Raw genomic sequence first — 11460 nt, forward strand, 5'->3', positions numbered from 1 at the left:
AGTGGGTTCCTTCAAGAATGCGAGAGGCAGACCAGGAAGTCCACCGTGCCGTTGCCCTGAACTGTCACGAAACCCAACGACGGCGGTTGCACATCGAAATCCGTCCAGGTGACTGGGATGCTTCCGGACGCGATCAAGTTGTCGCCGGAGTGGAGTACGTCCATGTCGACAGACACCGGACGCGACTCACCTTTGAGGGTCAGCATGCCCTGGGCGGTGACGGTCCCCGCAGTTCCGTCCTTCGGCAGACTGGACAGGTCCACCGGGGACGAGAGCGCGAATGTGGCGGCAGGGAATGCGTCGGTGTCCACGATGCTGTCACGGAACATCCCGTCTCGAATGGACACATCGGTGGCGATGGTCGCGACCTGCACGGTCACCTCGGCCGCCGTGAGTTTCTCTTCCTCGACGGTCGCCGTACCGGCGACGTCGGAGGTGGTGCCGACTACCCTGTTGGCAGCGCCGTTGAGGTTCTCATCAACGGTGTAGCCTGCGGCGGTCTGGTTGGCTCCGCCCCCGGGGGTGACGGTCCACTGGCCGTCCACCGTCCCAGTCGCGGCCTGCGCCCCGTCGGAAGAGACCGAGGCTGCCGGATCGTCGTCCTCGACGATGAACGTGCCGTAGACCCAGGGCCCCACGAGAACCGCAAGGATCACAACGATAACCCCGCCAACGACCCACCACCGCTTCTTCATGTGGCCAGGCTAGTTGCAGATTCAAAGGATGTCATTGTCCGCGAGCGCGGCCGCCTCGGTACCTGTCTTCCCACATCCACCACTGACCTATATTCAGTCCGCATGACCCAGGCACGTTGGCACCAACTGACCGAATGGCCTATGGCAACGGCCGCTGTCGCCTTCCTCTCCGCGTACGCGTGGTCGGTAATTCAGCAACCCACCGGCGATCCGAGAGCACTTGTCGACGCGATCATGGGCGTGACCTGGGTGATGTTCGCAATCGACTACACAGTGCGCTTCTCGTTGGCCGAGCGCCGAATACAGTGGTTCGTCCGGCATCTGCACGAATTGGTACTGGTGGTGGTTCCGATGCTGCGGCCCCTGCAGTTCCTGCGCCTCATCACGCTCATCGGGGTGTTCCAACGCACGGTCGGCGGGGCGCTTCGCGGCAAAGTGGTCGCCTTCGCAGCGGGGTCGACGGTCCTGATGATTCTCGTCTCCTCCCTTGCCATGCTCGACGCCGAGCGCGGCAAATCTGGCGCCTCGATCACATCGTTCACCGATGCCCTGTGGTGGGCCGTTGCTACGGTCACAACGGTCGGCTACGGGGACTATGCGCCGGTGACCGACACCGGCCGACTCATCGCACTCGGGCTGATGATCGCAGGCATTGCCCTCCTCGGCGTGGTAACCGCGACGCTGGCGTCGTGGTTGTTGCAGCGTGTGGCCGAACAGGACGAGGCCAGCCAATCGGTTACCCGCGCCGAGGTCATGGCTTTGACCGAAGAAGTGTCCGCATTGCGCGCGGAACTCGTCACCGCCCGCAGCGCCCGACCGGACCATGAACCTCGGCTGGCCGACTAGAACTCCTTGCAGGGTTGGGCAGCATTGAAAATGCCATACACGTACAGTGGCCCAACCTTCGAGAACTTTCTCGAGGAGCGCATAGGCTGAGAGCTGCCGATGCCTTGCGACCACCCAGACGCCGCGCTGCGCGCCTTCGAGCAGCCCTCCGAGCACCCCCGCAGCCGAACTGGGTCGCGCAATCGCCGTCCGGGCGCGCCCACATCGGCTGGTGGCTCGGCCCCCACCACATCTGCCGCACCGACTCCGCACTGCTGGCGCCGCTCCGGTTCGCCCACCGGGTGGAAACCGGGCTGAGGATCTCCGTGGACGGAGATTTCGCCTACGGCGGGCAGCTGACCAAGAACCCGATCCACCCCGACTGGGAGACCATCTACGGCCCCTCGACGCCGTACACGCTGCGCGAACTGGTCACCGTCCACACACCCCGGCAGGTCCCCCGCCGGCCCGACCGGGTCGCCGGCCTCGGCCGCAACGTCACCATGTTCGACACCGCCCGCCAATGGGCCTACCTGCAGTGGTGGCACCACCGGCACGGCGCCCAGGACGCCTGGCTGCAGCTCATCGTGCAACGCTGCCACGCCATCAACACCGAGTTCACGGTGCCACTGCCGTTCACCGAGGTCCAGGCCACCGCCCACTCCATCGGCAAATGGATCTGGCGCAACTTCACCGTCGAGGACTTCCTCGCTCGACAAGCCCACCGCGGAAGCAAGGGTGGCAAGATCATGACCGAGAAGAAGCGTGAAGCCAACCGCCAACGAGCGACGAAGTTCGATACCGCTTCGATCATCCAAGCGGCCCGGTGATGGGTGCACAAACTCCTGCGAGGAGAAAGAAGACGGCCCGCGAACTAGCGGAACAGTTCGGGACTTCCGAACGAACCATTGTGCGGCTGGTCGCTGAACCGCGCGACGACTACACGGCGCGAGCAAGGGCTCGTCGGCAGCAAGCAAGCGAGCTCCGCGCTCAAGGTCTGAAGTACCGAGAGATCGCCGAGCAGATGGGAATCTCGACAGGCGCAGTAGGTGCGTTACTGCACGACGCTCGCAAATCGGGTATCTCCGTCCAGGAGCAAGCCAGCGCGTAGCGGTGGCGCGGCAGCATTTCCCCACTACGCACCCATGGTGCAAGAGGTGTGTCCACGATTGGGTTTGGAACGGGACCACGGCCAGTTGAGAACTCGGTGAGGGTTCGGGATGGCTGGGACTGCGGGAGGTCAGCCGGGTACGGATCTCACTTCCGAATAGGGTTCGATTAGTGGGGCTCGATCTTCACACCGAAACGGGTAAGAAACCATGGGGCAGGTCAGCGAGTCAACCGAACTCGGGGCAGTCCCGGGCGGTTCAACTCGTTCGTGTGAAAGTCTGACATCCTTCAAGCTGGAGTTCACTATCCGAATCTAAGATGGTGATACTAGTTGGGCCAAGTTCCGAACCTTGGACTCTGAGCGTCCCACCTTCGCCATAGAGCCCACCTGAGATTATTGCCCACTCGCACGGGGCTGGCTCCCCGTCGAGGATGGGTCCGGGGAATGCGCCAGGAGACGTCCACGTACCCGGCAGAATATACCCTTGTAAACGAAACTCTATGTCAGAAGTCGGAGCGGGGCCATCGCTCGGTACTACCCCCAAAAAAGCCTTGCCCACGTCGAAGCTGTCTTCGTAGAGTGGAAGACCGTTGAGCGTGTCCGGAACGCTGTCTTCGGTGAGGGAGGCTGCATTTGCCATACCCCCGGTCAGTGCGGTGGTCGTGAGAATTGCTGCGACAAAGACCGTTTGAAGGGATCGTGCGTGCATGAAAACCTCTTCTTGCCGGAAGGGAGTGAAGATATGATGATCGGTGGAGGCGGAGGGATTTGAACCCTGGGCTATTGCACTGAGATGGCGGACGTTCCCGAATTGAAATTCTGTGCGGACTCGCTACCCCGACCCCCGTGGCGTCGGGCATAGACACCTGACGATGGCGTCACGCGGGGTCGGTGCGGTCAGAGCCAGCTCAGCTCAGTGAGCCGAAGAGACTTTGACCGGAACCATTCCAGGCCGCGCAGTGTGTTGTCTGGAAGAAGGTGTCATCCGCCTCGAGCGTCACTGTCTGCCGGTCGTTCGTTTGATCGGTCTGGCCGCCGTCTCGAGGGGCGCCGTTCTGGTCGGTGACCGACCAGAAGCAAGCCGTGCCGTCGGTGGCTGCGCCGGCACTGGTGTAGGTGCCCGGCTTGATATCACTGCCGACAGACAAGGTCACGTCCGCATTGGAGGGGACCCGTGCGGCAGAGGATCCCATCGGGGGGGCCGCGTAGGCAGTGGGGCCGAGCACCGTGGTGGCCGCGATAGCCGAAGTGGCGATAAAGACTGTCTTGAGGATACGCATTGCGCCGAGAGTATCAGAGGATTCGGTGTTGATCCTGAATGAAGTAGTCACCAGATCCACGCGATCCCGCCAGCTCGTATCTGTCTCCTTCCCTCGAGGGACAAATTGCGAAAGGTTGTACGCACCAAGCGGAATCGTCGCCTGTGATGATTGAGAAGATTGTCCGGTTCGGATACGCAGGTAACCGGCGACAGGAATGTTTTTCCACCGAAATTCATGCCGACGAAATCCTCTTGGGTAGCACCTTTCGATGCCATTTCGTTCTCTGCTTGCGCCATGCGGCAATGCACCCCGCGTGCCACTTGGGTTCTACGTCGCAACACCCGGCATTTGGGGATGCGATGGATTTCGAGATACGCAAAGACCGTTCGGCGCAAGGACGGCGGAAGCTGCACCGGGAGCGGGCGGCATACTTCGAGCTCATGCAGCAGGGTGTGAGCAAATTCGAGGCGTGCATGATCGTCGGTGTCCACTACCGGACCGGGGGAGGGCGGCGGAACGGACGCTCCGAATCGAACGGCAAGCGCCACGGAGTCGGCGTCCGTCAAGCGCGCCGAGGTGCAAGACATCACGCCGCACGATCTGAGGCACACGACGGCACACCCACCTCGAGAAGGAAAGGAACGAACCATGCTCAACGTACTGAGGCGGAACTACGACATTGTCGGCACGGTATCGACCGGCGCGGTGCTGTGGGTACTCAACGCACCTTGGCCGCTATGGCTCGTATGGGGCGGCATCATCGTGTACGTCGTTCAGGACCGGATCCGGGCGGCGAGCCATGCCTGACCGGCCCGCCGTGTATCTCTCGCGTACAGAGGTTGCCGAGCGCATCGGCGTACAAGCTGGTGCGCTCAGTCGGTACAAGCTGCCCACACCGGACGTCCTCATCGGACACGTCAACGATGACGGCAGCATTCCGCGCGGCACCGTCCGCGGCTGGACCGAGAAGACGATCGACGAATGGAATGCCAACCGGCCCGGCCGGGGCGCGCGAACCGATCTCACGGACGGGGCGCGTTAAAGTCTGCAGCGTAACGGGGTACGTGGTTTGATACGCGGATGAAACGGACAATCGCCGCAATCGCCCTCGCATCCACCGCCCTGCTCCTCGCGGGCTGCTCGGCGGGTGAGGCCGACGACGTGGCAGCGCCCAGCTCTACGCCCGGCGCAGCGACGACAACCGCGCCACACACCACCGAGCCGACTGCGGAGCCAGCGAGCATCTATGAGGTGACGGAGGCCGGCCTGACGACAGCGGTGAACGCACCAATCACGGAGTCGGCAGACAAGATGGCGCAGGCATGCACTGAGGCGAAGGCCATGATGTCGGCCATGGGGACCAGTGATGTCGAGGTGGTACTCGCGATGATTCAGGCGACGGCCGCAGATTCGACGGATGGGGTTACGGTGAATACCGAGGGCGATCCGTGGGGCGACGGTACGCCAGGCGAGCAAGCCGCGATCATTGCGTCGGTGCACGCGGCCGCGAACGGCGAGTGCTGAACCTAGCTCCTGAGACGACGAAACGCCCCCACCTTCCTGAGGTGGGGGCGTTGTCATGGTCCGAGGATTTCGACCTCGGTGTTGCCGAGCATCAGCGGCACGGGTGTGGAGCCGAGATGCATCCGGGAAAGGCTTAGCGGAGCTATGACCAGCGAACAGCCGTGATACGCCCCACCCTTGGCAGGAGTGATCCCGCGTGAAGTATCAGAGAAGGTTGTCGGGTTGGGAACCGTCTCGTAGGCGGCGGCGATGGAGCTATTGTAGAAGTCACTGTCGTAGATCTCGACACCAGCGTCCCAGATGTAGGACTGGCCAGTCCCGTCGTGACCTGCTACGACCCGAAGAACCAAGCAGTCCTTCACCGGAGTGGTGACCCCCGGTAGTTTGTAGTTCTGCGATGACTTGAGGTCTACGAACCCTGCGTCTGCGATCGGCTCATCAGTGTTTGTGCCTCTGAGCGCAAAGATGATGCTGAGGTGAGACTGTTTGAAGCCTGCGTCCAGATCGACGGAACTGTTCGAGGTGGTCGTGGAGTAGTAGACATACATCGTGCCGGGGCCGGTGTCTATCTTGGAATGCCTGGTCCAACCGTTCGGAGTGGACATGTTTGAGTCGATCCTGGTTGCCACGACCATGACCAGCATGTCTCGGGGACCTGCCGGGATCAAGTTAGACCAGTCTGCCCATTGACTACTGGTACCGCCAGCCGCAACGCCGACGTATTGGATGGCCATCAGATCTGCACCCACAACTGTCCGCCACCGGGGTCGCTGGACGCGCCTATGGCATTCAGTCCGAGGAAGACCCAATTGGATTCAACGAAAACGTGGTTGCCGGGGTGCTCCGAGACGCAGTACCACCGGGCGTAGCCCTTGGTCACCACATCGATCTCGGTGTCGAAGTCCCGCCCGAACGAGCCGCCGGACAGCATCTTCTTCTCGACCCCGGCGACGGCCTGATTGAGTCGCGGATCGTCGGCATGCTCGAGCCGATCATCCAGTGCGGCATCGAGGAAGCCGACGCACGCCTGCGCCATCTGCTGCCCGGACGTCAACTCGGGCTCGATACCCAGCCGCCTCAGATCCGGAAGAATGCTCGCCGCCGGTGAAGTGCGGTTGATCACCACACAACACGGGTCGAGCGCCTCGACGATCGACGCGAGCTTGTCCACAACATCCCCCGAAGAGTGGTCGTGGTAGCCGATCTCGACGTGAATGCGCCCCGACGTCGTGCGTTGTGCAGCCGCGATCGAGAACCAATCCAGGTGCCGGTCCACCGCGAGGGCGACCGGTCCGGTCAGCTCCGAGTTTCCTTCCATCGCTCCCCACATCTCCGGGGCGACAACAGGCTCGTGGGTTCCGTCTTTCTCGACGGGCCAGTCGCCGCGGCCCAGAGCCTCGACGTCGAAGCCTTTGCGGCCCGCCGGGGTGGCCAGGTTGCGCATGATCTTCAGGATCTTCTCGGCGGTCTGGATCACCCCGTATGACGGGTTCGTGTATCGCCAGGTCGCCTCGGCGTCGCGTGGCATGTCCTCGGGCGCCATGTATTCGGCGAAGAACAGACCCGGTTCCTCGGCCAGGCCGCGGTTGCGGACCGACGTGAGAACCGCACCGTTCGGGTGCTCATCCTCATTGACGGCGCTCGAGGCGTAGATGGTCTGTGGATTCTTCGCCGCCATCTGCGTGAACGACATCGCCGCCATCTCACCGTCGGTGAGGTTGTACGCCTCGTCGTAGACGATCAGGTCGATGACGGTCAGGCCGCGGCCAGTGTCGTTCGAGCGGGTGCCGAAGGAGATCACCGCACCAGAGGTCAGCTCGATGATCCCCTCACCCTGCGAGCATGTCGCCCGTTGGACCCGGCTTCTCAGCCAGGACCGGCCTTTGATGATCGCCATCATCCGCCGCCACGCATCGCGCACGGTCTTCCAGCGTTGAGCGGTGTACAAGATCGTCTCGCCGAGCTTGAACAGCCCGTACAGGCAGCGCTGAATGAGGATCTCCGACTTGCCGTTCTGCCGGGGAACGATCAGGCAGCAGTCCGGGTGCGTCCACCGCCCGTCCGGCGTCACCGACAAGATCGCGTGCTGCGCCGACTTCTGCCAGGGCATCGACCTCACCCCAGCGCGGCGGCCCAATTCGACCGCCTTTTCGCCGTGCGTGGTGTCGCCAGAGATCACTGAAAGGTGGTGCGGCTCCTGCCGCCCGGTCAGGGTTGGGAAATCCTCACAGATTGTTGAGGCCGTCATCTTCATCGGATCCGCCGCCGTCCCCCTTCTGCCGGCGAATCTCGGAGATGAGCTGCCGCAGAACCGTGGTCTGTTGTCGCGACTCCTGCAGTGCGGAGTCGGCTTTGACTTCGAGGACCTCGACATCGCCGCGGCTCGGGATCAGCCGCAGCCAGGCGCCCTCGTCACCGGATAGGAGCCGATCGAACTTGTCGAGCCGATCCTTGATCCGGGCCGCCTCGAGGATCATCACCGTCAGCGAGTACGGCTCGTCGTCCTCATGGAGGGACTCGAACAATCGGTGACCGGAGCGTCCGAGTTCGGCAGCCTCATCGAGCATCTGAGACCTCCTGTCAGGATCGGGCGGTGTCGCCACGAGATGGCCGGAAGTCGCTGCACAGGCGTCCCAGCGGGGCGACGAAATGCACGTAGGTTTCGGCCCCTGTAAAAAAAGCCGGACACTGACCGATGGGGTGTCCCGTAGGCCCCCCCACGATCCACCGATTACGCGAAATGACTAAGTAATTACTCTTTATGGACTAAACGATTACTGTGTCGCCTAAATCACGGGAGTATCCCTGTTTACTTTCCAGAGATGAAGTCCTACGCTGCATTCGTCCGGGTGGATGCCGGAACCAGGAACTCCACGTCTCGCTGAATCATTTCTGGTAGAACGTGATTGGTTGGTGACATGCATCCCGGCCACCGCGGTTGTGGGCTTGTCCACGGCCGAAACAACATATGCCGTTGCAAAGCTCGAGGAAGTCCGGGAGCGCACGTGAAATCTGTACATCGTTGGGTCAGTATCGCAGCAACAGCCACCACCCTCGCCGCCGGAACACTCCTGTTCCCCGGTGGAGTCGCTTCGGCCCTCGATCCACTACCAGGCAACGATGTGAAGACGACCGACGTCAATTTTCAAACCAGCTGCCGGTTGATCGGCCCAAATCGTAAACCGAATACGGGGACCGCCTTCAATGGCGGCGCGAGTGGGGCCGGTGCCAATGCGTGGGGTGTCCAAATCATGGCACCGGAAACGGTTACGCGTGGACAGGAGTTCACCTACAGGATTCAACCGGATCCCATTACCACACACAAAATTCTCGACGACGGCAGCCTCGTCCTGTGGCGAAACATCAGATATGACGTCGACATTCCCCCGGGCACCGAATTCGTGAGCGCGAAGGTCGCGTCCGACCCGACAACGCCCTTCCAGAACACACCGACGATAACCCGGATCGACCCGAATGGAAAAAAGGATGACAACGGGTCCATCCTGCGGATGGACATCAACGAGGAGGGTAGGCCCAGTGACCTCAATTCCGATGAGGCATTGGCGTTCGAGGGAGGTCACAGTAATGGGTGGGCCACAGAGAAGAATCCCGGATTCCTCACTTTCCCGGCCATGGACATCACCCTCAAGGCCGACTCGGTACGTGATGTGATCGAACCCACGCTCCGCGTCTCCACCGGTTCGGACCCAGATGCCAACACGCTCGGTTCGGCAGACAACTTCTTCCGCGTCATTGCCGTATCACACAACAACGCCGGAGACAGCGACACCATCGTCTACTGTGCGCCACTTGACACGACAAAATCCACGACGGTTAATGCTGGTGGAATGCCGTTGACGTCGATCAAAGTGATTGATCCGCCTATTTACGGTTTGGACGGCCGGGTTCTCGACATCGTCGACAACGGAACCGCCAACGGCACTCGTGTGCAGATGTGGGACCCCACGGGTGCGGAAAACCAGCAGTGGACAATGGAGAGTGGTGGGAATCAGATCGTCAACCCGCACACCCTAAAATGCTTGGATGTGCGCGAAGGAACTGTGGTCAATTCATTGAGTGATCTCTTCCCGAACGGTGCACCGATACAGATCAGCGAATGCGGACGTCAGACGAGCGAGCAGTGGCGGATGGCCGACGAGGTCACGGACGGCAACCCGGTCGGTGGCGCGATCATCAACCTTCCGAGCGGGAAATGCCTTGATGTGACCGACAACGTATCTGCCAACGGCACCCCGCTGCAGCTCTGGGACTGCACCGGTGCACCCAGCCAGCAATGGAACGTCCCCTCGGTGTCCACTACCAGCTTGAATTAGCCGGTCTCACCCCTGAGCGCCGCAACCACCACGGTGCTCAGGGGAACCTCGACCGCGCAGACCGGCACCGAGGTGATCTTCGGCTCGCAGGTCTCCCCGAACCCCGGGGGCGGCACCGTGCAGTTCAGGGACGGTGACACCGACCTGGGTACCCCGGTACCGGTGGATGCGGACGGCAAAGCGAACATCACCCATACCTTCGATTCCGCAGGCACCCATGACATCACCGCCGTCTACAGCGGAACACTGGGCCGTACCGGTTCGACCTCCGAGACCGTCACCGTCACTGTCACCGACGACGGTGGTGGCACCGACGAGCCTGTCAGCACAGGATCGGCGGGCAACGCCTTCGGATCCTGACCCGACTACGATGCGCGTTGTTGCCGATGTGTCGCGCTCGCGGCGGACGCTTCCCTGAGGGGGTGCGGCGGCGGCAAGCAGGCGGGGGGTTGCATCGGGAATCCAGACGCGCCCCTGGATGGGGGGGTCTCACCGGCTGCGCCGAACAGGGTTGCCGGTGAGACGACAAAGCCACACGGTCCGAGGGACACGTGTGGCGCAGAACCGACTCCAGCAGAGGTCACTGCCAGTATCGCGGTTCAGGTTTCGCTTTCGGCCGCGTGTCTTTCCAGCGCCATCCCCGCTCATCCCACCGGGTACGGCTACCGCTCTGGGCGACCTTCTCGATGTGCTCCATCAACCACGGCTTGGGCCGATACCATTCGCAGCCATGGGCACCGATAGCTCGAACTCGCGGTGCCACCCGGTCTCGACGTTCTGATGCCCTGTTCTACCGCCGACTCCCGTCGACAAACCGGATGACGCCGCCACCCTCACGGTCGGGGTGGCGGCCTCATGCGGCTTCACGGTGCGGGTGTCAGCTGAACGCGCTGCCCGCGCCCGAGCCGCTGCCCGTCAACGAACCGAAATCGAAGCACAACGAGCCAGCGCACTTGCCGATGGCGATCACCGACACCGCGTTGCCGTCACGGTTGGTGACGTAGGCGCGGGACCCGTCCGGCGTGATCGCCACCCCGCGCGGGCTGTTTCCGACCGGGACGGTCTCGATGACGGTGTCGGTGCCGGTGTCGATCACCGACACCGTGTTGCTGTCACTGTTGGCGACGTACGCGCGGGAACTGTCCGGGGTGATCGCCACCCCGCGCGGGTCGTCCCCGACGGGGATGGGCGCGCCCACGACCGTGTCGGTGCCGGTGTCGATCACCGACACCGCGTTGCCGTCATCGTTGGTGACGTACGCGCGGGACCCATCCGGGGTGATCGCCACCCCGCGCGGGTCGCCCACGACGGGGATGGTGGTGCTGACCGTGTTGGTGCCGGTGTCGATCACCGACACCGAATTGTCGGCACTGATGGTGACGTAGGCGTGGGAACTGTCCGGGGTGATCGCCACCCCGCGCGGGTCGTCCCCGACGGGGATGGTGGTGCTGACCGTGTCGGTGCCGGTGTCGATCACCGACACCGTGTTGTTGAAAGCGTTGGTGACGTAGACGAAGGCCCCGTCCGGGGTGATCGCCACCCCGGACGGGGTGGTCCCGACGGGGATGGTGGTGCTGACCGTGTCGGTGCCGGTGTCGATCACCGACACCGTGTTGTTGAAAGCGTTGGTGACGTAGACGAAGGCCCCGTCCGGGGTGATCGCCACCCCGACCGGGTCGTTTCCGACCGGGACGGTCGCGGTGACCGTG

At 62.7% G+C, this 11460-nt stretch carries 16 protein-coding genes; 8 read left to right on the forward strand and 8 right to left on the reverse strand.

The features are described 5' to 3' along the window. Nucleotides 1-11: 11 nt before the first annotated feature. Nucleotides 12-695, reverse strand: coding sequence for a YceI family protein (locus RM2_RS19630; protein WP_072691204.1), 684 nt, complete (start codon nt 693-695; stop codon nt 12-14). A gap of 102 nt (nt 696-797) precedes the next feature. Here RM2_RS19630 and RM2_RS19635 point away from each other — a divergent pair, with 102 nt between their 5' ends. From RM2_RS19635 to RM2_RS19645, 3 genes are all read left to right on the forward strand, one after another. After that, nucleotides 798-1541 carry a potassium channel family protein gene (locus RM2_RS19635; RefSeq protein ID WP_072691205.1) on the forward strand — a complete coding sequence of 248 codons (744 nt, stop codon included), beginning with the start codon at nt 798-800 and terminating at the stop codon, nt 1539-1541. A 104-nt stretch (nt 1542-1645) separates the two neighbouring features. Then, entirely contained in the window at nt 1646-2350 is a 705-nt protein-coding gene (locus tag RM2_RS19640) for a replication initiation protein (protein WP_245814054.1), read from the forward strand. Beyond that, the gene (locus RM2_RS19645) at nt 2350-2631 is read left to right on the forward strand and encodes a sigma factor-like helix-turn-helix DNA-binding protein (RefSeq protein ID WP_072691206.1); all 282 of its coding nucleotides are present in this window, start codon (nt 2350-2352) and stop codon (nt 2629-2631) included. Before RM2_RS19640 ends, RM2_RS19645 begins: the two co-directional genes overlap by 1 nt. Nucleotides 2632-2887: 256 nt before the next feature. Here the strand turns inward: RM2_RS19645 and RM2_RS26145 are convergent, their stop codons facing one another. The 3 genes from RM2_RS26145 to RM2_RS24140 form a co-directional block, all read right to left on the reverse strand. Beyond that, nucleotides 2888-3340, reverse strand: coding sequence for an Rv1352/Rv1906c domain-containing protein (locus RM2_RS26145; protein WP_507762066.1), 453 nt, complete (start codon nt 3338-3340; stop codon nt 2888-2890). Between the two features lie 199 nt (nt 3341-3539). After that, on the reverse strand, nt 3540-3971 hold the full coding sequence (locus RM2_RS19650; protein WP_072691207.1) for an Rv1352/Rv1906c domain-containing protein: 432 nt from the start codon (nt 3969-3971) through the stop codon (nt 3540-3542). Further along, nucleotides 3959-4384, reverse strand: coding sequence for a hypothetical protein (locus RM2_RS24140; RefSeq protein ID WP_139277843.1), 426 nt, complete (start codon nt 4382-4384; stop codon nt 3959-3961). Before RM2_RS24140 ends, RM2_RS19650 begins: the two co-directional genes overlap by 13 nt. A gap of 157 nt (nt 4385-4541) precedes the next feature. Here RM2_RS24140 and RM2_RS24645 point away from each other — a divergent pair, with 157 nt between their 5' ends. The 3 genes from RM2_RS24645 to lpqV are packed head-to-tail and all read left to right on the forward strand — an operon-like array spanning nt 4542 to nt 5417. After that, nucleotides 4542-4700, forward strand: coding sequence for a hypothetical protein (locus RM2_RS24645; RefSeq protein WP_169846773.1), 159 nt, complete (start codon nt 4542-4544; stop codon nt 4698-4700). Further along, nucleotides 4693-4935 carry a helix-turn-helix domain-containing protein gene (locus tag RM2_RS19660; RefSeq protein ID WP_072691209.1) on the forward strand — a complete coding sequence of 81 codons (243 nt, stop codon included), beginning with the start codon at nt 4693-4695 and terminating at the stop codon, nt 4933-4935. The genes RM2_RS24645 and RM2_RS19660 overlap by 8 nt, the downstream gene beginning before the upstream one ends. Nucleotides 4936-4973: 38 nt before the next feature. After that, a complete protein-coding gene (gene lpqV / locus RM2_RS19665) occupies nt 4974-5417 on the forward strand; it encodes a lipoprotein LpqV (RefSeq protein WP_072691210.1) in 444 nt (147 codons plus the stop codon). Nucleotides 5418-5470: 53 nt separating this feature from the next. On the opposite strand, the gene RM2_RS19670 is transcribed toward lpqV, so the two are convergent. From RM2_RS19670 to RM2_RS19680, 3 genes are all read right to left on the reverse strand, one after another. Further along, a complete protein-coding gene (locus RM2_RS19670; RefSeq protein WP_139277844.1) occupies nt 5471-6022 on the reverse strand; it encodes a hypothetical protein in 552 nt (183 codons plus the stop codon). Between the two features lie 128 nt (nt 6023-6150). Further along, nucleotides 6151-7527 (reverse strand): terminase large subunit domain-containing protein, encoded by a 1377-nt coding sequence (locus tag RM2_RS19675; protein ID WP_174553879.1) that lies wholly within the window; start codon nt 7525-7527, stop codon nt 6151-6153. A 115-nt stretch (nt 7528-7642) separates the two neighbouring features. Next, on the reverse strand, nt 7643-7984 hold the full coding sequence (locus tag RM2_RS19680) for a hypothetical protein (protein WP_072691212.1): 342 nt from the start codon (nt 7982-7984) through the stop codon (nt 7643-7645). Between the two features lie 438 nt (nt 7985-8422). Between RM2_RS19680 and RM2_RS24145 the strand changes: the two genes are divergently transcribed. Together RM2_RS24145 and RM2_RS19690 are read left to right on the forward strand one after the other, a co-directional pair. Beyond that, nucleotides 8423-9751: an RICIN domain-containing protein gene (locus RM2_RS24145; RefSeq protein WP_072691213.1), complete on the forward strand. Its 1329-nt coding sequence runs from the start codon at nt 8423-8425 to the stop codon at nt 9749-9751. Between the two features lie 33 nt (nt 9752-9784). Next, nucleotides 9785-10111 carry an Ig-like domain-containing protein gene (locus RM2_RS19690; RefSeq protein WP_072691214.1) on the forward strand — a complete coding sequence of 109 codons (327 nt, stop codon included), beginning with the start codon at nt 9785-9787 and terminating at the stop codon, nt 10109-10111. Between the two features lie 517 nt (nt 10112-10628). Here the strand turns inward: RM2_RS19690 and RM2_RS19695 are convergent. After that, nucleotides 10629-11460, reverse strand: an 832-nt coding sequence (locus tag RM2_RS19695) for a beta-propeller fold lactonase family protein (protein WP_072691215.1), incomplete at its 5' end; no start/stop codon positions are given.

This window comes from Rhodococcus marinonascens NBRC 14363 (assembly GCF_001894885.1).
In the GTDB taxonomy this organism is placed as follows: domain Bacteria; phylum Actinomycetota; class Actinomycetes; order Mycobacteriales; family Mycobacteriaceae; genus Rhodococcus_F; species Rhodococcus_F marinonascens.

Excerpts from the sequence above, each read along its gene's own strand:
- RM2_RS19630 (WP_072691204.1), bottom strand. The coding sequence starts at position 695 with ATGAAGAAGCGGTGGTGGGTCGTTGGCGGGGTTATCGTTGTGATCCTT.
- RM2_RS19635 (WP_072691205.1), top strand. The coding sequence starts at position 798 with ATGACCCAGGCACGTTGGCACCAACTGACCGAATGGCCTATGGCAACG.
- RM2_RS19645 (WP_072691206.1), top strand. The coding sequence starts at position 2,350 with ATGGGTGCACAAACTCCTGCGAGGAGAAAGAAGACGGCCCGCGAACTA.
- RM2_RS26145 (WP_507762066.1), bottom strand. The coding sequence starts at position 3,340 with ATGCACGCACGATCCCTTCAAACGGTCTTTGTCGCAGCAATTCTCACG.
- RM2_RS24645 (WP_169846773.1), top strand. The coding sequence starts at position 4,542 with ATGCTCAACGTACTGAGGCGGAACTACGACATTGTCGGCACGGTATCG.
- RM2_RS19660 (WP_072691209.1), top strand. The coding sequence starts at position 4,693 with ATGCCTGACCGGCCCGCCGTGTATCTCTCGCGTACAGAGGTTGCCGAG.
- lpqV (WP_072691210.1), top strand. The coding sequence starts at position 4,974 with ATGAAACGGACAATCGCCGCAATCGCCCTCGCATCCACCGCCCTGCTC.
- RM2_RS19670 (WP_139277844.1), bottom strand. The coding sequence starts at position 6,022 with ATGTCCACTCCGAACGGTTGGACCAGGCATTCCAAGATAGACACCGGC.
- RM2_RS19675 (WP_174553879.1), bottom strand. The coding sequence starts at position 7,527 with ATGCCCTGGCAGAAGTCGGCGCAGCACGCGATCTTGTCGGTGACGCCG.
- RM2_RS19680 (WP_072691212.1), bottom strand. The coding sequence starts at position 7,984 with ATGCTCGATGAGGCTGCCGAACTCGGACGCTCCGGTCACCGATTGTTC.